The following is a 23345-nucleotide window of genomic DNA, read 5'->3' as shown; positions in this document are numbered from 1 at the left end:
CCTTAAACCTAACCTTTAACTGCGCCGGACGTTAAACCACTGATCATCTGTTTCGATGCGAACAGGTATGTAATCACGAGTGGTAAAATAGAAATGGTGGTACCTAGCATTACCGCGCCCCATGGCGTATTCGGAATGCCTTGAACACTTCGTAGTGCTTGTGTGATGACGTAATTGTCTGGGTTGTTCAGCACCACAAGAGGCTGCATAAACATGTTCCAGAAGAAGACGAACTGCACGATAGCGAGTGTTGCTAGTGCTGGTTTCATCAGTGGCAGTACCACACTCCAATACGTTCTGAACTCACCAGCACCATCTAACTTCGCTGCTTCTAATAGCTCTTTAGGAATCGATGCAATCACGTGCTGACGCATCAAGAAGATACCAAATGGCGTAGTAGTGAACGGTAGCCATACCGCCATGTGGTTATCCAGCAAGCCTAAGAATTTCACGATCATGAAGTAAGGGATCAGGCTAAGCACAGGCGGAATCGCCATTGAGCCAACCAACATGCCGAACAACACGTTCTTTCCGCGGAACTTAAACACAGCAAATGCGTAGCCACCCATGCTACAAAACAGCAGCGAGATGGTAGTACCTAAGAAAGCCACGTAAATCGAGTTAAACATCGCTTTCCAAAACGGCATGATTTCCAGCAGTTTTGCGTAGTTCACCATTAGGCTGTCGCCAATCGCAAAGCTGATGCCTGAACCAAAGATTTCCGAACGGTCACGTGTTGAAAGCAGTGCTGACCACACAAACGGGAACACCGTAATGATTGCGGAAACAATCAGTAATATGCCGAGCATGACCATCAAGATCTTAGTCATGATGTACATGGTGCGTTCGCTTGGCATTAGGCCACTTAGTGGTGAGGTATTTGTCTTAATTGATGTCGACATCTTAATGTTCCCCTAAGCCTTTCTTACCGAAGAATAAAAATTGAACCAAAGTACAAGACGCGATGAGTGCAAACAGAAGCCATGAAATTGCTGACGCTGTGCCCATTTCTAACCATTCCCAACCCACTTTGTAGAGGTACATAGAGATAGTTAAACCAGATTGACCTGTACCACCTGTGCCACGCGTTAGAACGAACGGTTCTTCAAACATTTGCAGGTTACCGATGATGGTCATGGTGATTGCAAAGAAGATGAATGGACGAATCATTGGTAGTGAGATGTTCCAGAAGCGGCGGAAGGCATTAGCACCGTCCATACGCGCAGCTTCTAAAATGTCTTTAGGAATCGTCATTAAACCTGTGGTGTAAAGGACGATGTTAAAACCGGTGTATTTCCAGAAAACCATGATCGCGATAGACGGCTTCACCATAGTGGCATCGTCTAACCAGCGGATTGGTTGAAAATCGTTAACCCAAGCAAATGCCCAACCAAACAGTGTACTATCGGCCAGTGCCATCAGCGTTTGGTTAATGATTCCTGAGTTAGGAGAGTACATATTGAAGAAAATCAGTGACGCTGCGACCGTTGATGTGATGAACGGTAGAAAGTACGCCGATGTTAGCCAGTGACGCATACGGTCACCCATTGAAACCAACATGTAAGCCACTGGAATAGCAACTAAATGCTGAGCCACACCCGATGTGATTGCTAGCCACAATGTGTTCTTTAATGAACGCCAAAGCCACGGGTCAGTCAAGGCAATGTGATAGTTCTCAAAACCAACGAACTGCATTGCGTCCATGCCCTGTACTGGGTTCCATTCGTGGAACGACAGGTAAACAGAGAACAACAGCGGGAAGATCCCAAATACAGAAAAAATGATCAGAAACGGCAGAAGAAATCCATACGGTGTAAGCGCTTTCAAATTTAGACGAGAAAAAAAGCTTGGCTCCGAAGGTTCTACCGTTGTGCTCGCTGTATGATTCATAGTAACGACCTCTTAAAAAAGGAAGCGCGTTATCCACGCTTCCTCACTTACTCAAAGTAATAACAAATTAAAGATTACGCGTACGACGCTTGATTAGGCGCTCTGCCTCTTTAAGTGCTGTCTCGATGTCCTTGCCTTCATCAAGCACTTCCATCAATGCGTTCTCTAAGATGATAGAACGTGCAACGTGGTCGCCTTGAGCTGGAGATACTGGTTTGATGTTCTGTGCCACTTCAGCAAACAGTAGACGTGCTTTCTGTCCACCTAGGAATTCCATCTCTTCTTGGAACAACTCATCGTCATACGTGGTTACGTTCGCAGGGAAAGCTGCAATCGTTTCGAAGTGCTTAAGTTGAACGTCACGGTCTGTCGTCATGTATTCAATCAGCGCCCAAGCTTCATCTGGGTTGTCTGATTGAGTTGGAATAGATAGGAATGAACCACCCCAGCTGCCGTAGATACCATCAGGTAGGTTTTCTACTGCCCACTTACCTTTGGTTTCAGGAGCGATCCAGTTGTTTAGGTGACCAAGTAGCCAAGCGCCAGAAAGTTGAGTTGCAAATGTGCCGTTGCGGAAGCCTTCGTACCATTCGTTAGACCAAGCCAAAATGCGGCCGTCTAAGCCTTTGTCGCGAATCTCTTTTGCTACTTCAAAAGCGTGAACAAAACGCTCAGATGTCACAACAGGGTTGCCATCTTTATCAAAGTAAAGACCTTCACCTTCAGGAACCGTGGTGAAGATGATCGCTTGTGCCACGTCGGCTGCTGAAGCGATCAGCTGTACGTTTTGCTCTTTCAGTTTTTCACCCGCAGCGATGTATGAATCCCAATCTTTAATTGCGTCTTCTACATTGATGCCGGCTTTTTCAAACACGTCGGTGCGGTAGTACATAACACCTGGACCAAGGTCGACAGGGATGCCGTACATGTCGCCGTCAGCGCCTTTGCCTTGTGCCCATGCGTAAGGTGCGAATCGTTCTTCGTATTTATCTGCACCGTAGTTTTCAGACAAGTTAACTAGGCCGCCAGAGCCAACGAATGGACCGATTTTCTCTACGTCCACAACAATCACATCACCTGCACCTGAGCCAGTTGCTAGGTTAGTCGTTAGTTTTGTGTGATGGTCACCGTGGTTGTTCATAAGGTAATCAACTTTGATCCCTGTTTCCTTTTCGAAATCAGGCAGTAATACCTTCAGGCTGCTATCGAAATCAGGGAAACCGTCGAAACGAATCTCTTTGTCAGCCGCGTTCACCGCTGTTGTACCTAATCCTAAAGCAACCGCGCATGAAAGCGCCAAGGTCTTAAATTTCATGTTCTATCCTTAATATTTTTATAGGGTAACGAGTAAATCCGATACCGAGTTTCTAGTGACCAACGTCGGCAGCAATTTAAAGTTCACGTCATGTTTGATTTTTTTTAGCTTTTGTAGAGTGAGCTGCACTGCTTCGATGCTCATCTCTTCAATGGGGAAATTAATGGTGGTCAAACTAGGGGTCAGATAACGCGCGAAGATGGTGTTATCGAAGCCGACAAGAGAAACGTCTCTCGGAACAGACAGTCCCTCTTTATGCAAAACTTCGAATGCGCCAAATGCCATGTGATCGTTTGAAGCAAATACCGCCGTAAAGTGGCATTTTCTGTTGATCAACTTCTTCATGGCGCTGATGCCAGTCTCTTCAGTAAATCCCGCCTCAGAGACTAAGGCTTCATCGTATGGCACACCGGCTTCTTCCAGTGCCTTGCGATAACCCTGCAAACGCCCCCTAGCGTCCGCTTTATCTAAAGGCCCAGTAATACACGCGATATCTGTATGTCCCTTTTGCAAAAGATATTGAGTAGCGAGTAGCCCCCCGACTTCGTTATCAATATCAATGCAACTCATCGCCATTTCTGGGATGAAGCGGTTAATCAAAACCACAGGGGTCCCCTGTTCTTCCAATTCAATTAAATAGTCATCACTGAGCAGTTGAGTATGAAGAATCAAAGCATCGACACGACGCCCCAACAGAAACTCCACAGACTCGCGCTGCCCTTGTTCGGTGTTCGAACCCGCTGTAACCACAGCGTGGTAACCGAAGCGGCGTAGGTGTTCCTCTATGCAATGCAAGATGCCTGAATAGAAAGACCCGCCCAGTTCTGGAACAACAACACCCACACTTCCGGTACGACTTGAAGCCAAAGCCTGAGCGATAGAGTTCGGGCGATAACCCAATTCTTTGATCGCTTTTTCAACCTTTAACTTCTTGTCATGACTCACTCTACTGGTGCCATTGATAACCCTAGACACTGTCGCTTGAGACACACCTGCATGTTCTGATACGTGTTTAATTGTTGCCACTCGAACCTCGATACTTCATTAGCTTGTAACCGCTTACAAAACGATTATTAAGAAATTACGTTTTAGTTGAAGTGAGTGTCATCACACTAAACTTGGAGGTAAAAAGGCTGGATTTGGAAATCTTGAAAGCGCTTACAGATTCACTTCACGCCATGAAACTGTTTCATGAGATTCTTGCTCACCTTATCAAAACGGCGCTCGGTTACTTTCTCCCAGAGTGCTAATAAGCGTGCTCAAGTTCCGTTTATCAGAAAGCACAATTCGGAGATGAACCCGCAGCAGACGGTAATATACGGGGATAAATTGACCCTATTATTTCAGTGGCTATGCGAAATTGTATGGGAACATTTCATAGGTACTTCGAATTCGCTTTGTAGAACCCGAAACTTGAAACAACAACGCCCAGCAAAGGCTGGGCGTGGAAGAGCTTAGAGTCGCCTCTAAACCTTGTTTTCTGATTGCTCGGCGAGCTTAAACTCTTGAGTTAGTGAGAATTGCTGCTGCGACATAATTTCAAGCTGCTGCCCGTGGGAGAACAGAACTTGAGATCGTTGAGAGTTATCCTCTGCCAAGGTGTGTATCTGACTAATGTTTTGTGTAACTTGAGAGGCCACCACTTGGTGTTCCGTAGTTGCGGTCGCTATTTGATGGCTTCTTTGCTCGACCTCATTGAGCAGATCGGACACGCTTGAAATTGAGTGATTCACTTCGCCCGTTTGCTCAACACATTGAACCATCCCCACCACACATTGATTGATTTGCTCCACCGCCAGTTTAGAACTGGTTTGCAGCTGCTCAATCTTGTTGTGTATCTCTTGTGTCGAAGCATTGGTTTTCGCCGCTAACACGCGAACCTCATCGGCCACAACAGAGAAGCCACGCCCTTGTTTGCCCGCTCGCGCCGCTTCAATGGCTGCATTCAATGCCAACAAATTGGTTTGTTCAGAGATCCCAGATATCACATCCAAAATCGAGCCAATGCTGGCGCTTTCGCTTTCAAGCTGACCAATGGTCGCTGTTGATTCTGCCAACTTACGTTCTAAACTGCCCATCAACTCGACGCTTTTATCCATCGTCTTCTGGCCATCACTGGAACTCGATACCGCTTCGGTCACCAGCGTTAGCGTTTGATTAGCCGCTTGAGTTATTTCTGTCACCGAGCACTCGATCTGTTCCATGGCCGTGGCCACCATCACCGTCTGATTGGTTTGGTCTTGCATCGCCTCACTCAATGAACGGCTCGTGCTTTGGTTCTCTAGAGATGCTTCTTTTAGGCGTGTCGATGATTGACGCATGTTCTCAATCATTTGAGTCAGGTGGCTGATCACTAAGTTGACCTTGTCGCTCACTGAACCGAACTCATTATTGGCTTGATATTGCACCATCGCGCTCAAGTCTTTGTTCGCAACTTGGTCGAGTGCACTTTGCAGCAGCTTGCTTGGTTTACGGATCCCTTTGGCAATATTCAACCCGATCAACAGAGCAATAAGTACGGAAGTAAGTGCAATAACACCCTGCATCAAAAGGGCTTGCTGTGAAGAGTCCATCGACTCGTAATACAGGCGTGTGGCAGTATCTTCAGCGTACATTGAAAGCTCATCAAAGTGACTTAACTGAACATCAATCAACTGTTCAATTTCCTGCTTTTGGAGGGAGATAGACTCATCGAGTTTAACGGTTTCTTTATGGGTAGCGACTGAACCATTAGCCGAAAACGCATGTGAAGCGAGCAGCGATAAAGACTGTTTATTGCGGCGCAGCAAAGACGAATCTAAGTTATCTAAATCTGCTACCGCTTGTTCGAATCGCTCTTTACGACTTTGCAGGCGACGCTCTACCCCGCGAACCTCTGAAGATGTTTGCAGTGAAAACGCTTCGTTGGCTTCCGCCGCAATCAAACTCAATTGCACCAACAGAGCTTCGACTGCCTTTTGTGTCTGTTCTGAATCTGCACTCGCGAGTTGATTCACCAAGGTATTATTAAGCTGCCCTACCACAGATTGAAATTGCGCTTGTCCCATCGAACCGAGATCTTTGCTATCCAAATACTCAACGTAAAGTTCCAATACCCGCTCTATTTGATCGATAGTCGACACGCCAGTTTGAGTGATGTTGTTAAGCATGGCTTCCATTTGTGAACCAGTTGCGCCCTTGCCTTCGAACCAGCTCAATTGCTGCTGATATTGTTCAATGTTGTTTAATACGGTTTGTTTCAGTGGCTCAAGCTCATCAATGTAATTGGCGGATAAATAGGGAGTGGTACTGCGATTAATGTCGAGGAATCGAATAGTCAGCGCAGAGGATTGAAGCATTAATGGGGTGGCTTGCTGGGTGATGTTCTCAATTCGAGTGGTGATGTCTTTATTGCTACTGATACTTAACCATGCAGAACCCAGCATGATCACGATCAGTACGAAGAAACCTAAATATACTCGAGACACGATGGAAGAAAGTCTCATAGTGAATCCTTGATCTAGTGGCGAAAAAAAGGGCACAAAGAATGTGCCCAAGAATGGAGTTATATAACATGCCCTAATCAATCTGCCTTTAGGGCTAAAATGGACAGTATTACGTGCTCTTAACAAGCATGAATATTCGAAAGCATGGCTCCTTGAAAATATGCCGAATTCAAAGAACTGCACTTTCTATAGCTGTGATTACCACCAAGCTTCAAACATTGCGCCGAACGACAATGTATCAACATTCGTTGTCTTCACTGTGTTGCCTTTTGTTTCTACATCACCCACTGTTGTGTAGAAACGAAGCATTGGACGGCTCCAAGGTAAACCACCTAGAGAAACGTTTTGAGACAGCGTTACTTTCCACGCGTTCTCTTCACCGTCGTCATCGTAATCAACCATGCCGTAGCCAGCTTCTAACCATGTAGAGTGAACATCATTCCATTGGTACTGTGGACGAACGATACCAGCGTATTCCGTGTTCTCGCGGTCTAGATCTGAGCCAGAGTTGTCTTTGTACGACACTAAGTAATCGATGATGAATTGCTCAGATGCTGCGTAGCTACCTTCCAAACTTGCGTAGAAGGTTTGGTAATCACCTTTCAGCTCAAATACAGATGAGTCTGCACCGTCACCATACTTCATAACTAACTTGTTAGACTCGCCTAGACCTAAAGTTGCACCGATTAAGTATGCTGTTTCATCACTGACTTTTTGACCCGGTGTTACCACTGGTTCCATTTTGTCTGTAAGAGGGTTATATACATACTCAGTCGTAGTAGAAGTATCAGCTTCATCAGAAGCAAAACCGTAGTTTGCGTAAAGATCTAGGTTACCGATACCAGCGTTGATACTGTGCAGTTTTGCAGTCACGGCATATCGACCGTTGTCGTTCACTAGGCCGCCTTTCACTTGGCCAACAAAGCCCATGTCTAGCTTGGCACCACCGAAATCTAGGTTGTTAAAACCAGCGCCTTGACCATCATGCGTCATCCAGAAGTAATCGTTCAAACCTTGTTGCGGACGTTGATGGAAATCACGACCAGCCCACATGTACAGCTCAGGCTGGCTTTCAAATACATTGGTTACACCAGCGTACATTTTCTTCATGCTTAGGCCGCCGTCGTCAGCCCATGCGTCTGCTTCCCAGTGGTCAGCCATGAATACGATGTCCCAGATAGCGCCGTTGTCAGCTTGGAAAAGCTTAGCTAACTGAACTTCGCCACCATTGGCTTCGTTACCCAAACGACCAACAGAACGGCCTGTTGTACCGATGTCTACATAACGCTCATCACCACTTTTGTAGTGAGCGCCGTAACGAGCGTAACCAGAGAAGACGATACCGTCTGGTACATTCGTTTCTGCCGTTAGAACCGCTTGTTGTTGGTCATCAACATACTTGATGTCACCAACTTGAGATTCTAACTCTAGGATTCGTTGTTCTAGAGCAGCAAGATCCGTTTCTGCAGCAAAAGAAGATAGTGAAGCAAGCGAAGCCGCCACTGCGACCGTTATTGGCAAAAGCTTAAATTTTTGCATTGTAATTCCCTATTATTTTTTTGAGTTTTCATCGAACAGGGAAATATTAAGCAATGAAAGCGTTGAAAAGTTAGCCGCTGTTCACACTGATAAATTAGCTCGAGAGCCATGAAACTTTTAGAAAATTCACGACCAAAACTATTAATTTAAGATCAATTAGTTAGAGAGAGTGCTGCGTAAAATATCAGCTTGAAATCGCTTTCATTTCATCAATAATGGCGGGGTCTATCACGGAAAAGTGTGTGTGAAAATGAAGGAAATATGGTGCAGTTTTGATTAGTTTTCACATATATGAAAAGCCTCAAAATCTAAGGTCGATTTTGAGGCTTTTGGGTCTGAGTCAAACACCCAATTATCCAGAATCAAGCATTATCTAAAACGAATCTAGAGATTCAACGCCCATATTAAACAGCGTAAATGCATAGATATCTGCAGTAAGATCGATCGCTTTACTCAGCGGCATTCCCGCACCGTGACCCGCATTAACATCAATACGAATCATCACAGGCGCACCACCTTCATGCTTATCTTGCAGCTCTGCAATGAACTTATAAGAATGGGCAGGTACCACACGGTCGTCATGATCGGCGGTCGTGACAAAAGTTGCTGGGTAGTCGACACCGCGCACCACATTGTGAACCGGAGAATAACCAAGCAGGTATTCAAACATCTCTTTGTTTTGTGCGGATGTACCGTAGTCGTATGCCCAGCCTTCGCCAGACGTGAACGTGTGGTAACGCAGCATATCTAGTACCCCAACAGCAGGCAGAGCCACTTGGAAAAGCTCCGGCCTCTGTGTCATACAAGCGCCCACCAGCAAACCACCGTTAGAACCGCCGCGAATCGCTAGCTTGTCACTGCTGGTGTAGTTTTCTGCGATTAAGAACTCCGCTGCGGCAATGAAGTCATCAAACACATTCTGCTTTTGCTGCTGAGTACCCGCTTTGTGCCACGCCTTGCCATATTCGCCACCACCACGCAGGTTCGGCACCGCATACACACCACCGAGTTCCAACCAACTGCCCACCGTACCCGAGAAAGAAGGCGTTAGGCTAACGTTGAAGCCGCCGTAGGCGTACAACATGGTTGGGTTATTACTGTCCAGTTTTAGTCCCTTCTTATAAGAGATAAGCATCGGAACCTGAGTGCCATCTTTCGAGGTATAGAAAACTTGTTTAGATTCGAACTTGTCCGATTCAAACGGAGACTCTGAGCGCTGATAAACTTCTGAGCGGCCAGATTCAACATCAAAAGAAAAAATAGTGGGCGGCGTAACATAGTTGGTGAAGGTGTAATAAAGCTGAGTTTGCTCTTTCTTACCACCTAAACCACTGGCCGTTCCCAGACCGGGTAAATGGATCTCACGAACTCGGTTACCTTGGTAATCCAGCTGCTCAATTTTCGACACCACATCCACCATGTAGTGAGCAAACAAGTAACCACCACCGGTGCTGATGTCTAACGGCTGTGGCTTTTCAGGAATGATATCTCGCCACTGGTGAGTGCCAGTATCAAAGCTCACCACCTTACCGTTCGGCGCATCGAGATTGGTGTATAGAATGAAAGTTTCATCTTGGTTATCGATGAGATAAGTGTCGCTATCCACATGATCAATCAACGTATTCAGCGATTGTTCTGATGAGTTTAAATCTATATAAAACAGCCTGTTACCCGACGTTGATTCTTTGCCAAGAATAATTAGGTAACGATCGTCTTCGGTGCTGTAGCCGGACACATAGCGGTGCTGCTCGGCGTTGATCGCACCGAAGATCACCTTGTCGCTAGCTTGTTCTGTACCTAACTCATGGAAGTACAGCTTGTGTTGTTCAGTACGAGCCGAGAGTTCACTGCCGTCAGGTTTGTCGTAGCTAGAATAATAAAAGCCGCGATTGCCTAACCAAGAGATACCGGTAAATTTGGCGTCGGTGATTTCCGTTTCGAGCTGCTGTTTAGTCTCGGTATCAATCACGAAAATCTTGCGCCAGTCACTACCGCCCTCAGAAATACTATACGCCACCAAGCGGTAGTCTTTTGAGAACGAAACAGAGCCCAGTGATGTGGTGCCATCTTCCGAGAAGGTATTCGGATCCAGGAATACTTCAACCTGCTGACCCTCTTTTTGACGATAGAGAATGCTGTGATTTTGCAAACCATCATTCTTATAGAAATAGGTATAGTCACCCCGCACAAACGGCTGCGAGCTCTTTTTGTAGTCTTGCGCTTTTGCTAAACGCTCTCGCAGTTCCGCGCGATACGGGATTTGAGCAAGGTAATCGAACGTGACTTCATTTTGACTTGCCACCCACTGCGCGGTTTCGTCACTTCTGTCATCTTCTAACCAGCGATATGGGTCTTCGACTATTTGACCAAAATAGTCATCGCTGACGATCTGTTTGTTGGTGGTTGGATATTGATACTCTTTTAAATAGCTCATCGTGATCCTTATTAAAAATAATGTGAAATCGTCAGGTAACGCGTTCTAATGTGTTCAATCAATAACTTAATCTTGTTGGGCGGCTGGCGCGTAAAAGGGTACACCGCATAAATACCGAGCTTCTTGCCCACTAAGTCAGGGAAGATGTCCACCAGCTGACCGTTGCGAATATCGTGATAAACCAGACAGCGCGGTACATAAGCCACACCATGCCCACCTAATGCCGCTTTTCTTAGCGCGGTCGCGTTGTCGGTCGAGAAAGAACCCGAGACACGCACGATGTATTTGTCGTTGTCGGTACAGCCATCTTTACTGTGCAGAAACTGCCATTCGCTGGCACCCGTTGTTTGATAGGCGTATTGCAAGCAGTTGTGCTGCACCAAGTCTTTAGGCAGCATCGGCTTGCCGTTTTTAGCGATATAAGATGGCGATGCACACACCACCCATTGTGAATCCAATATATGACGAGCGATCAAGCTGGAATCTTCCAGATAACCGGTACGAATCACCAAATCCAAGCCATCTTCAACCAGATCGACAAAGCGATTGTTCAGAGACATATCGACCGTTAAACCTGGGTGCATATTACAAAACTCGGCAACAGCGTCTGCGAGTATCAAATCTCCGGAGATAGTAGGCACTGACATTTTGATATGACCGCTGACATTTTCACCAAAGCCTGAAACTGCGTCCATAGCCTCTTGAGTTGCCTGCTTCACATTTTTGGCTCCATGCAAAATTGCCTTCCCCGCCTCAGTCAGGGTCAATTTACGCGTTGTTCGATATAATAATTGCACGCCAATTTCTTCTTCCAATCGCGCAATTCTCTTACTAACTACCGAATTTGTAAGGTTATTTTGCTCGGCCACCTTACTAAAACTACCCAGTTCAACTACCTGTGAAAACAGGATCAAATCGTCTGCTCGCATCTGATTATGCCAATTTTGGAATTAATTATTTTCATTATTTCCCTATATCAATAAAAAATAAAGGGGTAAATTCACGCCAAATTAACAAAACAATTACAAAAACAGTCATTCCAATTACAAGAGTCGCCCAAATAAGGTGCCCGTTTAGAGGCCAAAGCGACTCAAATGACGACAAACCATAACGTGATCTTTACTTCAAACATGAACGTTTGAAAACAGTACGAGGAAGTACCCATGAGTGAAACTCTACTAGCTTTATTGGCCTTTTCGCCAATAGTTGTTGCAGCGATTCTACTGGTTGGCCTGAACTGGCCAGCGAAAAAAGCGATGCCAGTGGCATTCGCACTAACCGTTGCTATTGCCCTATTTGCTTGGGATATGTCTAGCACTCGCGTGTTGGCTTCTGTATTCCAAGGTTTCGGCATAACCGTGTCGGTTCTCTGGATTGTGTTCGGCGCCATCTTCTTATTAAACACTTTGAAGCACACCGGAGCTATCACCACTATTCGTAACGGCTTCACGGATATATCCGCTGACCGTCGCGTTCAGGCGATCATCATCGCTTGGTGTTTTGGTTCTTTCATTGAGGGCGCATCTGGTTTCGGTACACCGGCTGCTATTGCCGCTCCGCTACTGGTTGCTATCGGTTTCCCAGCGCTTGCTGCGGTACTGATGGGCATGATGATCCAATCTACGCCAGTATCATTCGGCGCGGTAGGTACACCTATCATCGTTGGTGTGAACAAAGGTTTGGACACGCACAACATCGGTGAAAGCCTGATTGCTCACGGTTCTACTTGGGACGCTTACCTGCAACAAATCACCTCAAGTGTGGCCCTGATTCACGCCTCTGTGGGTGTGATGATGCCAGTACTAATGGCGATGATGCTAACTCGTTTCTTCGGTAAGAACAAAAGCTGGACGGAAGGTTTAGATATCCTACCATTTGCATTATTCGCTGGTGCAGCTTTCACAATTCCTTACGCACTGACTGGTGTTTTCCTAGGTGCTGAGTTTCCATCACTGATTGGTGGTCTGGTTGGCCTAGCGATTGTGGTTACTGCAGCAAAACGTGGCTTCCTAGTACCTAAATCAAAATGGGATTTCGAAAGCGAAGACAAGTGGCCAGCTGAATGGCTAGGTTCTTTGAAAATTGACCTTGATGACAACAATCAAGGCCATAAGAAGATGAGCATGGCGATGGCATGGGCACCTTACGTTCTGCTCGCTGTCACTCTGGTTGCTAGCCGCGTGAGCCCTGAGTTCAAAGGTCTCTTGAAGAGCGTTAGCCTTTCATTCAGCAACATCCTTGGTGAGACTGGCGTAAGCACAGCGATTCAACCTCTGTATCTACCAGGCGGCATCTTAGTCTTCGTCGCGTTGGTTGCGGTTCTCATGCAATCTCGTAGTGCTACGCCACTGGCTAAAGCCTTTGGTGAATCAAGTAAAACGCTGATTGGTGCCGGCTTTGTGTTGGTGTTCACCATCCCGATGGTACGTATCTTCATTAATTCTGGCGTGAACGGTGCAGATTTAGCAAGTATGCCAGTAACTACTGCAAACTTCGCAGCTGACCTAGTTGGCAGCGCATTCCCAGCCTTAAGTGCAACAGTAGGTGCGTTAGGTGCCTTCATTGCAGGTTCGAACACAGTATCAAACATGATGTTCAGCCAATTCCAGTTCGAAGTAGCGCAGACTCTGACTATCTCTAGTGCGGTGGTTGTCGCTCTACAAGCTGTTGGTGCAGCAGCAGGTAACATGATTGCGATTCACAACGTGGTAGCCGCATCAGCAACCGTTGGCTTGCTAGGACGCGAAGGTGCAACCCTACGTAAGACAATCATTCCGACGTTCTATTACTTGGTAATGACAGGCATCATCGGCCTAGTGGTTATCTACGGATTCAAAATGACAGACGCACTTATGTAAGCCATAAGTCGTTCCAAAAGCACTTGGCGTTAATACTCAATTCCCCGACAGCGACACCGTCTAATAAGACAGTTGATGAGTTCCGGGATGGATACTAGAGCACATCAACACCCTCGGGTATTAACGCCATTTTCCCGCTTTGCAGTTACACAGCTTATTTGCTTCATAGATTCGTTGCTTCAAAGCTTAGTTGTTTCAAAGCTCAAGAAAAACAAAACACTGACTCTCAGAATTAAAGCAGCCCAAACCAAGCTCTCATAGAAGGGCAACATCCCAAGAATTTAGGACTGAAATTATGATCATATCCGCATCGACTGATTACCGCGCCGCAGCAAAAGCGAAATTACCACCGTTCCTTTTCCACTACATTGATGGCGGTTCTTACGGAGAACATACCCTACGCCGTAACACGGCTGATCTTGCTGAGATTGCGCTAAAGCAGCGTGTACTCAACGACATGTCGGATCTCAATTTGGAAACCGAACTGTTCGGCGAGAAGCTAGCGATGCCAATCGCACTGGCTCCTGTAGGTTTAACAGGCATGTACGCGCGACGTGGTGAAGTGCAAGCAGCCAAAGCCGCAGACAACAAAGGCATCCCTTTTACCATGTCGACGGTGTCAGTGTGCCCGATTGAAGAAGTCGCGCCTAAGATTGAGCGCCCAATGTGGTTCCAACTTTACGTGCTAAAAGATCGCGGCTTCATGAAGAACGTGCTTGAACGCGCAAAAGCAGCGGGCGTGACCACGTTGCTCTTCACCGTTGATATGCCCGTACCCGGCGCTCGCTACCGTGACATGCATTCCGGAATGAGTGGTCCAAACGCCGCTGTTCGTCGTGTATTCCAATCTATGCGTCACCCTAGTTGGGCGGTGGATGTTGGCTTGTTGGGTAAACCACATGACCTAGGCAACATCTCAACTTATCGTGGTTCTCCCACCAAACTGGAAGACTACATCGGTTGGCTGGGCGATAACTTCGACCCGTCAATTTCATGGAAAGACCTAGAGTGGATCCGTGATTTCTGGGATGGCCCAATGGTCATCAAAGGCATTCTTGATGAAGAAGATGCAAAAGATGCTGTGAGGTTTGGTGCAGACGGCATTGTGGTATCAAACCACGGCGGCCGCCAACTTGATGGTGTTCTATCAAGTGCTAAAGCATTACCTGCAATTGCAGACGCGGTAAAAGGCGACACCAAGATTCTTGTCGACTCTGGTATTCGTACTGGCTTGGATGTGGTTCGAATGATGGCATTGGGCGCAGATTGCACCTTACTCGGCCGCTCTTTCGTTTACGCATTAGCAGCGCAAGGACAAGCAGGCGTTGAGAATCTACTCGACCTTTACGACAAAGAGATGCGCGTTGCGATGACATTAACAGGCGCAAAGACAATCAAAGACTTAACTCGTGAATCTTTGGTGGGGCTAGATTAAATCTCCATGACTCAGATTCAGACTCATGCTTTGGTCTACTTAGACTGAAGTTCAATCGGTGTCACAGCAATTCCACTGCCGTTGTGACACCGTTTAAGCACTGGAAAATAAAATAAAAAGCAAAACAGTGCCAAATAGAAGCACAAGGAAGCAAAGATGGAGACAAACACATCCCATGAGCGAGTAGTAGATGCCAAAGCTTATCAGCAGCTTGAAACGATACTGGCTCAAAAAATAGAAACGGAACGTATTGTCACGCAAGAGGCAAAGCGATTGGCTTACGGCACCGATGCGAGTTTTTATCGCTTGGTGCCGAAAATGGTTCTAAGGCTTAAAGACTTAGACGAAGTGATATTCACGATTCAAAGCTGTCGCGAACTGGGCATTCATTTTACCTTTCGCGCAGCAGGTACCAGCCTTTCAGGGCAAGCAGTTTCCGACTCGGTACTCATCACTCTGACCGACGACTGGCGAGGCCATGAGATCGTCGATAACGGCAATCAAATCATCCTTCAACCCGGTGTGATTGGCGCGGATGCCAACAAATACCTTGCCCCTTTCCAACGTAAAATCGGCCCAGATCCAGCTTCAATCAACACCTGTAAAATCGGTGGTATTGCCGCGAACAACGCCAGTGGTATGTGTTGTGGTACTGCGCAGAACTCCTATCGCACTGTAGAAAGCATGAAAGTCGTGTTGAGCGATGGCACCCTACTCGATACCGCAGACAGTGCTAGCGTTGAGGCATTCAAACAATCACACAAAACACTGTTTGATGGCATTGTTGAACTGCACCGTCAAACCAGCTCGAATCAAGAACTCGCCGACAGAATCCGTCACAAGTACCGTCTTAAAAACACCACCGGCTACGCGCTCAATGCATTGGTCGATTACCACGATCCAATCGAAATCATCAAACACCTGATGATTGGCTCCGAAGGCACACTAGGCTTCATCGCTGAGATCACCTACAACACGGTAATTGAACACCCGAACAAAGCCTCAGCTCTGTTGGTGTTTGCTGACATCGAGCAAGCAAGTAAAGCCGTAACTACATTATCCAAAACTCCGGTTGCTGCTGTTGAGTTAATGGACGGCAGAGCGCTACGTTCTGTCGCGGATAAACCGGGTATGCCCGCATTTATGCCGAGCTTAGATCTAGAAGCGGCAGCTATTCTGGTGGAATCACACGCCAGCTCCCAGCAGGACTTAGATTTACAATGTAAATCAATTCTGGACGCATTAACTGAATACACGATTGTTGAATCTGTCCCTTTCACATCCGATCCCAAGACTGTCGCAACGCTTTGGGGCATCCGTAAAGGCATGTTCCCTGCGGTTGGTGCAGTGCGTGAAGTGGGTACGACTGTCATCATTGAAGATGTTGCCTTCCCAGTCGAGAACCTTGCGAACGGTATTCGAGAACTGCAAGAGCTGTTCGACAAATACGACTACAGCGAGGCGATCATTTTCGGCCACGCTTTAGAAGGCAACCTGCACTTTGTGTTTACTCAAGGCTTTGACAGCCAAGAAGAAATCGACCGTTACGGTGGTTTCATGGATGATGTTGCCGAGCTCGTCGCCGTGAAATATCAAGGTTCTCTAAAAGCGGAACACGGCACGGGCCGTAACATGGCACCTTACGTAGAGTTGGAATGGGGCAAAGATGGTTACGCCTTGATGCAACAAATCAAAGCGTTGTTCGATCCAGAAAGACTGCTCAACCCCGGCGTTATTATCAACGACAATCCAAACTCCCACATCACAGACTTAAAGCCAATGCCTGCTGCCGACGACCTTGTTGACCGCTGTATTGAGTGTGGATTCTGTGAGCCTGTTTGTCCGTCTCGCACACTGACCTTATCACCACGGCAACGTATTGTGCTGTACCGAGAACTACAACGCCGCCGAGAAGCAGGGGAAGAGATAGAAGCTAGCGAACTAGAGAAAACCTTCGAATACCAAGGCATCGATACCTGCGCGGCAACTGGCCTGTGTGCCGAGCGTTGTCCGGTAGGCATTAACACCGGCGACTTAGTGAAGAAGCTTCGTGTTGCCAAATATGAGAAGTTCACACCAATCGCCAAATGGACAGCGGATCATTTCTCGACCACCACCAAGCTGACCAAAGCCGGTCTCAAAACCAATCAAATAGCGAGTAAAGTTCTAGGCGCTAATACAGTCGGAAAACTCACCAATGGCTTGCGCTCTATGACCAAAGGCGCAACACCAGTTTGGATGCCTGAGATGCCGCAATCCAACAGCCACTCACTCACAGCTTCACCAATGACAGCCGAAACATCGAATAACACTAAGAAGGTGGTTTACCTCCCTTCGTGTGCCAGTCGAACCATGGGGCAACAAAGCGATGCGGGAGATCAACGCCCTCTCACTGAAGTGACCATGTCTCTGCTTAACAAGGCGGGCTTCGAGGTAATTCTGCCGAAGAAATTAGATGACCAATGTTGTGGTATGCCTTACGACAGCAAAGGCATGACCGACCTAGCCCAATCTAAAGCGCAACAGCTCGAAGAAGTCTTATGGCAAGCCAGTCGTCAGGGTGAATACCCAGTATTAATGGACACCAGCCCATGTGCAAAACGCAGTATTGAGCAGTTCACCAAGCCATTAGAAGTGCTAGAACCGACAGGGTTTGTGAATCAATACTTGCTAGAGCACCTGACGCTTGCACCACTTAAAGAGACCGTAATGCTGCATGTGACTTGTAGCTCTCGCCGAATGGGCTTAGAAGGTGCGATGTTAAACCTTGCTAAAGCCTGTACCGAAGAAGTGATTGTTCCTGAACATATTCAATGTTGTGGCTGGGCAGGTGACAAGGGCTTTACTACGCCAGAGTTGAATGAGGCAGCTGTGCATCCACTCAAGGAACAAGTACCGAGCAACTGTACTCGTGGTTTCAGTAACAGCCGTACCTGTGAGATCGGTTTGTCGCATCACAGTGGCATTCCGTATCAATCAATCTTGTACTTGGTGGACGAAGTGGCTCAGTAGCTCCATTCATACTGTGAGCAACGTGCTCTAGCTCAAAACGAAAAATGGCAGCCCAATTAGGCTGCCATTTGTTTGTTCGATTTGAAACATGTTATTGAGCTGACAGTTAGAGAGCTAAGCGCATCAACTCTTCTGGCGAGTAGTGTTCTGCCTCTGCGCCTTTGGCGATTAGGTCAAGCACTTGGAATTCGCTCATATCACCAAACTCTTTGGTCAAGTAATCACGAAACGCTTTTTCGTTCGGCCATTTTCCTCGCACGATATAACCCTCTTCTTTGTCAAAATCTTCCGTCTCAAAGAAAGAAAAGTCGGTCATACCAATATTGTGGCAATACAAAACGAGATACATGTTGAATCCTTTACACTTAACTAGGGTCTATTGAACTTTCGATCAGTTCTAAAAGCAGGCTTAAGGTTACATCATATTAAGCCAATCGAAAACTTAAGCCCCTTCCTGATTCTTTAGTCATCAAACATCATGTTGATGGCAGCACCCAATAGAATCAGCCCAATAATAGACCCCATCACAGCCAATGGCGCGCGCTCAATGTATGGCAAGTTCTCTGCAATCATCAAACCCCATTCCGGTGTTGGTGGTTTTGCACCTAAGCCGATGAAGCTCAGTGAGGTCAGGCTTAGCGTGATTACAGGCAACCTCAGCAATGCGTGTCTTAGCAACGGCGGTAACACATACGGAAGCAAGTAGAAGCGGAAGATTCTCAACTTACTGGTACCCCACAATGGCGCGAGGTGCGTATAAGGTTGAGCCTTGGCTTCCACAATTAAACTAGAGCAGTGCGCCGCTAATGGCGCCCAAGATACAAATACAATCGCAATTAATGCGCTGTTCGGATTCATCCCTGTTAAACCCGCAACCAAAAGGCCAGCAATGATGTAAGGGATACCCTTAGTAATCTCGATAAGGCCTTGGCTGAAGCGGGTATTGAAACCCATGATAATGCCCATCACCAAGCTCAAGAAGGTTGCCAGAATACCCGCTTGGAAGGTCGCGACCATACCAGAACCGATTCTCGCTAACAGGTCTCGCCCAATACCATCCGCACCCAAAGGCGCTTGCCAACTCGGTGATGCCAAACGTGCAAATTGGCTGGTGTATGGGTCTCGGAATGCTGCCCAAACCACAATAGCAATTAGGAATGAGAAGATCGCAAAAGCAGTGACACGCTTGGCGCGGCTCTGCGTAAAACGAAACGAAGAGTGGCTACTGATGAGCTTGCCGCTTTTCAGGCTGTGACCCAGAATCAACTGCTGAACAAACAGGCTGATGCTGCTTACTACAATCGAAAACAACAGTAACACCAGTAGGCCGCCTTGTAACATCGGCAGATCTTGCGCCTTCGCAGCACCAAGAATCATACGCCCGATACCCGGGATCGAGAAGATAAGCTCAACCGCGACTGCGCCACCAGTTAAACCAATCACGATCATCGCAATTTGTGGGATCAGGCTGCTCAACGCTCTTTTCAGCGCAAAGCGAATAATTTGATTGGAGTGAACGTTGGCACTGAGCCACGTGATCACCCAAGGTTCATTAAGAACTCGTTGTAAACTGTCTCTGAGCAGGCGACTAAACAGGCCGCTAGCGGGCAGTGCGAGTGCTAAACTCGGTAGCCAAATATCTTGCCAGCCTTGCCAACCATACGGTGGTAGCCAACCTAACCAAATTGAGAACATCAGTATTAATACCGAAGCCACCACGTACTCTGGCAAGGATATTAATACGGTACTTAAACTGCTGTAACTCTGCCCTAATTTACCCTTCTTCCAACTGCGCAAGGTAGCAAGCAAACCTGCACCGCACAGTACGAAAGTCATCACTAGTGCGCTAGACATCAAAAACAGAGATGTAGACGCTGTTTTTTGAATACCTAATGCAACCGAAGAACCGTCAATCCAGGATTTACCTAGATCACCGGAAAAGGCACTTCCTATCCAATCGATCAGGCGCTCACTCGCCGAACGGTCAAGCTGAAGATCAGCACGTACCGCCGCTAAAGCTTCAGGCGTAAGCAGGTGTTGTTGCCCCGCTCTCGCACGCAGAATGGATTGGCTTGGGTCGATGCCTGCAATGTCAGGCATCAAGCCAACAAGAATCACCACCACGATCAGTGAGGCGATTCTTGATAGCCAAGGCGTCAAGATAAATAAGGTTCGACGCAGAGTCTCAGCAGATAGCATTTATTTAGTTAACCTGTGTTGCCGCGTTAACTTGGGTCGTTTGATCAACCAAGCGACGTTCACTTGGGTCACGAACTACATTGCTTACACGCTCGCTTTCACCTTGAATCACACGTTCGTGAAGCAATGGAATAGCAGCGAAGTCGTTGAGGATTTTTTGCTCAGCTTCGATGATCGCTTGCTGACGCAGCGCACCTAATGGTTGCAGGTCAGCGTGAGTCAGTGCTTGGTCGACTTCTTGAGAACAGAATTGACCAAGGTTGAATGAGCCCTTACAGCCAAAATCACTCATCATGTATGCCACTGGGTCACCAGAATCTAGAACGGTTGCACGAGAAAGGATGAACGCGTCAAACTTACCTGACAGTGCATCGTTTTCAATCTGAGCGTATTCACGGATATCCAACTCAACTTTGAAACCAGCCGCTTCAAGTTGTTGTTTAAGTAGTGCTGCCACTTCTGGAAGCTCAGCACGGTCGGTAAAGGTACCGATAACAATGCTTTCACCATTTGCTTTTAGCGTTTTATCTACTGCTTGACCTTCAGGTCGAATCGGCTCAGCCCAAGCAAGTGCAGGACCTAGTAGGCCTTGCGCGATATCCGCGTGGTTTTCATAAACAGTATTCACGATTTGCTCACGGTCTACTGCAGCAGCCGCGACTTTACGTAGTTCAATATCGCTAAATACGCCTGACTTATTGTTCAGGTAAAGCGTGTTGGTACGAGGCATTGCTACTTCGTAAAGCAGGTTCGAATCAATGGTCGCGATCTGTGAAACTGGCACAGCTTCAACAATGTCAGCCGTACCGGTTCTTAAAGCTGCAGCACGAGCAAAACCGTTAGGAACGTATTCTGCGATTACAGATTCAACTTGCGCTTTTTCACCCCAGTAACCATCGAAACGTTTTAGTTTCGCGCTGGTTGTGCCGTTAATTTCAGTCAATTCAAACGGACCAGTACCTGCACCAATTGGGCTAACACGACCATCTTCTTGGTACGCACTTGCTGCTAGGATCGCTAATTGAGGGCTAGATAAACGGCTTGGTAGAAGAGGGTCATCAAAGCTGGTTTTGATCTCTACGCGGTAGTTGTCCATCGCTTTCACTTCTAGCTCTACACCATCTAGAATGCGTGGCTTAGGTGCCGCTTCTAGTGCTTTCTGTAGTGAGTTAACGACAGACTCTGCTGTTAATGTAGAACCATCGTGAAATTTAACACCTTGGCGAACCGTGAATTGCCAAGTCAGTGGATCAACGTGTTTCCAATCCGTTGCCAGCATTGGCTCAGCTTCTGAAGTCGGGCTCAGGTTAACTAGCGTTTCAGCCGTGCTCCAACGCGATAGTTTGAACGCGTCATCAGAAAGTGGCGATAGACCCGTTCTTGGTGGCTGCATCATCGCAACACGAATTTCAGATTTGACCGCAGCTTCGCTCGACTCTGGTTGAGAGTCAAAACAGCCCGTCAAAGGCAGAGCCAGCGCTAGAGCGCAAGCCAATTTGATTGAATTAAAACGCATAGTTATTTTTCTCTATAGCTGTATTTTATTAAATTAGTAAGGTCTTGTTTAACAAGTAGATTTCGAAAGAGGCTGAGATTCGATCAGCATCTGAGTCGCTGAATGAGCAGGTTCACTCATCACTTGAGGTGTCGGTCCATGCTCCACCATCTCGCCATGGTCAAGAACCAGAATTTCTTCGCAAAGCGCTTGTGCTGCGCCTAGGTCGTGTGTCACCAAAATAAGGCGCATATCGCGCTTCTTTTTCAATGAATTCAATAAGTCGAGTAGCCTCTGACGATTCACCGGGTCTAGGCTACTGGTTGGCTCATCGGCCACTAATACTGCGGGTCTAACGACAAGCGCCCGAGCAATTGCCACACGTTGAGCTTGGCCTGTAGAAAGCTGATTGGGTTTCAGTGATAGCAAAGTGGCAGGTAAGCCAACGTCCAACAACGTCTCTTCAATGATGCTTTCATGATTACCAGAAACATCTAGATTGCTTAGCGGTTCGGCTAAGATCTGTCGAACGGTGTAGTAAGGGTTGAGGCTAGTATGTGGTTCTTGTGGCACCAATTGGATCAAGCGACACACATCTGCTTGCGCTTTGCTATTGCGAATAGGCAGCGAATGACCAAACAAGCTGATGCTACCGAGAGTTGGCGCTTTCAAACCAAACAGCAGTTCAATCAGCGTAGATTTACCGGCACCAGAACGCCCAACAATAGCCAGGCTTTTTTCTTCAACATTGAAGTCGATGTTCTGTAGCGCTTTAAACGCCTTACCACCCAACCAACTTGGCACTGAGTAATAATGAACCCCGACATTCTCGAACTTAATCTCATTCGGTGTTGGTGTTTCTGAATCAATCACAGGCATTGACGGTGAGACTTCTGAATTTAGTGATAAGGTCGAGCTCATTCGATTAGGTCTCTCAATGAACAGCAGAATGCGTGAGAGCTCGATTCAAGCGCGTGTTTCGGTGCACCATAAGCCACCACACCGCCATCATCGATCACCAATAACTTGTCACAGGCTAAGGCGCTGTGCAGGTCATGGGTAATAAGCAAACCACCAATTTGGCGTTGCTTTACATTGTCTCGAATCAGCTTAAGTATTTCTTGCTCTGTCACCGGATCTAACGCGCTAGTCGGTTCATCTGCAATGATGATATCGGCGTTACTCAACAAGCCAATCGCAATACACACTCGTTGACGTTGTCCTCCTGAGATTTGGCTCGGATACAACGGCAAGATGTTTTCTGGATTTGGAAATCCTAACTGCACCAACAGTTCAGTGAGCTTGGTTTTGTCTTGTGATTTAAGCTTAGTGCGAGTCCCCGTCAATGCCAAACTGAGTTGGCCTTCAATAGAAACAAGAGGGTTTAACGCTTGAAGTGCATCTTGGAAGATAACCGCTGGCCTTTGTGCTGCCGTTCGTTGCAACATCGGCAAACCACACACAGCTTCACCAGACAGAGAGATATGACCTTCAGCCTCAATCGTTTCTGGCATAAAGCCCGCGATCGCACGTGAAAGCATCGACTTACCAATGCCTGAAGGACCCATGATCGCCAACAGTTCTCCTCGATACACATCGAAGTGGATATCTTGGAAAAGTGTTCTTGAAGAGGTTTTGATCGTTAGTCGGTCAACAGACAATAGTGGGGCGTTCACGCAGATA

16 protein-coding genes are annotated in these 23345 nt (G+C 47.0%); 3 read left to right on the top strand and 13 right to left on the bottom strand.

The window, feature by feature from the left end; genetic code table 11:
• Window positions 1-8: 8 nt before the first annotated feature.
• From L1D37_RS12920 to L1D37_RS12885, 8 genes are all read right to left on the bottom strand, one after another.
• The gene (locus L1D37_RS12920) at window positions 9-857 is read right to left on the bottom strand and encodes a carbohydrate ABC transporter permease (RefSeq protein ID WP_017061568.1); all 849 of its coding nucleotides are present in this window, start codon (window positions 855-857) and stop codon (window positions 9-11) included.
• A 46-nt stretch (window positions 858-903) separates the two neighbouring features.
• The gene (locus L1D37_RS12915) at window positions 904-1890 is read right to left on the bottom strand and encodes a sugar ABC transporter permease (RefSeq protein WP_239848143.1); all 987 of its coding nucleotides are present in this window, start codon (window positions 1888-1890) and stop codon (window positions 904-906) included.
• A gap of 67 nt (window positions 1891-1957) precedes the next feature.
• Complete coding sequence (locus L1D37_RS12910; RefSeq protein ID WP_017631102.1) at window positions 1958-3205, bottom strand: extracellular solute-binding protein; 1248 nt, start codon at window positions 3203-3205, stop codon at window positions 1958-1960.
• Window positions 3206-3223: 18 nt separating this feature from the next.
• Window positions 3224-4231, bottom strand: a complete 1008-nt coding sequence (locus L1D37_RS12905) for a LacI family DNA-binding transcriptional regulator (RefSeq protein ID WP_239848142.1) — start codon at window positions 4229-4231, stop codon at window positions 3224-3226.
• Window positions 4232-4671: 440 nt separating this feature from the next.
• Window positions 4672-6690 carry a methyl-accepting chemotaxis protein gene (locus L1D37_RS12900; RefSeq protein WP_239848141.1) on the bottom strand — a complete coding sequence of 673 codons (2019 nt, stop codon included), beginning with the start codon at window positions 6688-6690 and terminating at the stop codon, window positions 4672-4674.
• Window positions 6691-6888: 198 nt separating this feature from the next.
• A complete protein-coding gene (locus L1D37_RS12895; protein WP_239848140.1) occupies window positions 6889-8229 on the bottom strand; it encodes a carbohydrate porin in 1341 nt (446 codons plus the stop codon).
• Window positions 8230-8602: 373 nt separating this feature from the next.
• Window positions 8603-10663, bottom strand: a complete 2061-nt coding sequence (locus tag L1D37_RS12890) for a prolyl oligopeptidase family serine peptidase (protein WP_239848139.1) — start codon at window positions 10661-10663, stop codon at window positions 8603-8605.
• Window positions 10664-10674: 11 nt separating this feature from the next.
• Window positions 10675-11592 (bottom strand): LysR family transcriptional regulator, encoded by a 918-nt coding sequence (locus tag L1D37_RS12885; RefSeq protein ID WP_239848138.1) that lies wholly within the window; start codon window positions 11590-11592, stop codon window positions 10675-10677.
• 234 nt (window positions 11593-11826) lie between these two features.
• On the opposite strand from L1D37_RS12885, the gene L1D37_RS12880 reads away from it, so the two are divergent.
• From L1D37_RS12880 to L1D37_RS12870, 3 genes are all read left to right on the top strand, one after another.
• A complete protein-coding gene (locus L1D37_RS12880; RefSeq protein WP_239848137.1) occupies window positions 11827-13521 on the top strand; it encodes an L-lactate permease in 1695 nt (564 codons plus the stop codon).
• 295 nt (window positions 13522-13816) lie between these two features.
• Window positions 13817-14956 (top strand): FMN-dependent L-lactate dehydrogenase LldD, encoded by a 1140-nt coding sequence (gene lldD / locus L1D37_RS12875; RefSeq protein WP_239848136.1) that lies wholly within the window; start codon window positions 13817-13819, stop codon window positions 14954-14956.
• Between the two features lie 156 nt (window positions 14957-15112).
• The gene (locus tag L1D37_RS12870; protein WP_239848135.1) at window positions 15113-17968 is read left to right on the top strand and encodes an FAD-binding and (Fe-S)-binding domain-containing protein; all 2856 of its coding nucleotides are present in this window, start codon (window positions 15113-15115) and stop codon (window positions 17966-17968) included.
• 106 nt (window positions 17969-18074) lie between these two features.
• Here L1D37_RS12870 and L1D37_RS12865 read toward each other — a convergent pair whose 3' ends face one another.
• The 5 genes from L1D37_RS12865 to L1D37_RS12845 all read right to left on the bottom strand — a co-directional run bounded on the left by L1D37_RS12865 (window position 18075) and on the right by L1D37_RS12845 (window position 23338).
• Window positions 18075-18317, bottom strand: coding sequence for a hypothetical protein (locus tag L1D37_RS12865; RefSeq protein WP_210448764.1), 243 nt, complete (start codon window positions 18315-18317; stop codon window positions 18075-18077).
• Between the two features lie 113 nt (window positions 18318-18430).
• A complete protein-coding gene (locus tag L1D37_RS12860) occupies window positions 18431-20167 on the bottom strand; it encodes an ABC transporter permease subunit (protein ID WP_239848134.1) in 1737 nt (578 codons plus the stop codon).
• Window positions 20168-20171: 4 nt separating this feature from the next.
• The gene (locus L1D37_RS12855) at window positions 20172-21683 is read right to left on the bottom strand and encodes an ABC transporter substrate-binding protein (RefSeq protein WP_239848133.1); all 1512 of its coding nucleotides are present in this window, start codon (window positions 21681-21683) and stop codon (window positions 20172-20174) included.
• A 48-nt stretch (window positions 21684-21731) separates the two neighbouring features.
• Window positions 21732-22583 (bottom strand): ABC transporter ATP-binding protein, encoded by an 852-nt coding sequence (locus L1D37_RS12850; RefSeq protein WP_239848132.1) that lies wholly within the window; start codon window positions 22581-22583, stop codon window positions 21732-21734.
• A complete protein-coding gene (locus L1D37_RS12845; RefSeq protein WP_239848131.1) occupies window positions 22580-23338 on the bottom strand; it encodes an ATP-binding cassette domain-containing protein in 759 nt (252 codons plus the stop codon). Before L1D37_RS12845 ends, L1D37_RS12850 begins: the two co-directional genes overlap by 4 nt.
• Window positions 23339-23345 lie beyond the last annotated feature (7 nt).

Source organism: Vibrio sp. Isolate33 (assembly GCF_022397895.1).
GTDB lineage: Bacteria > Pseudomonadota > Gammaproteobacteria > Enterobacterales > Vibrionaceae > Vibrio > Vibrio pomeroyi.
This window is presented reverse-complemented; position numbering and strand designations above follow the sequence as displayed.

Coding starts and splice junctions, on each gene's coding strand:
- L1D37_RS12920 (WP_017061568.1), bottom strand. CDS start 857: ATGCCAAGCGAACGCACCATGTACATCATGACTAAGATCTTGATGGTC.
- L1D37_RS12915 (WP_239848143.1), bottom strand. CDS start 1,890: ATGAATCATACAGCGAGCACAACGGTAGAACCTTCGGAGCCAAGCTTT.
- L1D37_RS12910 (WP_017631102.1), bottom strand. CDS start 3,205: ATGAAATTTAAGACCTTGGCGCTTTCATGCGCGGTTGCTTTAGGATTA.
- L1D37_RS12900 (WP_239848141.1), bottom strand. CDS start 6,690: ATGAGACTTTCTTCCATCGTGTCTCGAGTATATTTAGGTTTCTTCGTA.
- L1D37_RS12895 (WP_239848140.1), bottom strand. CDS start 8,229: ATGCAAAAATTTAAGCTTTTGCCAATAACGGTCGCAGTGGCGGCTTCG.
- L1D37_RS12890 (WP_239848139.1), bottom strand. CDS start 10,663: ATGAGCTATTTAAAAGAGTATCAATATCCAACCACCAACAAACAGATC.
- L1D37_RS12885 (WP_239848138.1), bottom strand. CDS start 11,592: ATGCGAGCAGACGATTTGATCCTGTTTTCACAGGTAGTTGAACTGGGT.
- L1D37_RS12880 (WP_239848137.1), top strand. CDS start 11,827: ATGAGTGAAACTCTACTAGCTTTATTGGCCTTTTCGCCAATAGTTGTT.
- lldD (WP_239848136.1), top strand. CDS start 13,817: ATGATCATATCCGCATCGACTGATTACCGCGCCGCAGCAAAAGCGAAA.
- L1D37_RS12870 (WP_239848135.1), top strand. CDS start 15,113: ATGGAGACAAACACATCCCATGAGCGAGTAGTAGATGCCAAAGCTTAT.
- L1D37_RS12865 (WP_210448764.1), bottom strand. CDS start 18,317: ATGTATCTCGTTTTGTATTGCCACAATATTGGTATGACCGACTTTTCT.
- L1D37_RS12860 (WP_239848134.1), bottom strand. CDS start 20,167: ATGCTATCTGCTGAGACTCTGCGTCGAACCTTATTTATCTTGACGCCT.
- L1D37_RS12855 (WP_239848133.1), bottom strand. CDS start 21,683: ATGCGTTTTAATTCAATCAAATTGGCTTGCGCTCTAGCGCTGGCTCTG.
- L1D37_RS12850 (WP_239848132.1), bottom strand. CDS start 22,583: ATGAGCTCGACCTTATCACTAAATTCAGAAGTCTCACCGTCAATGCCT.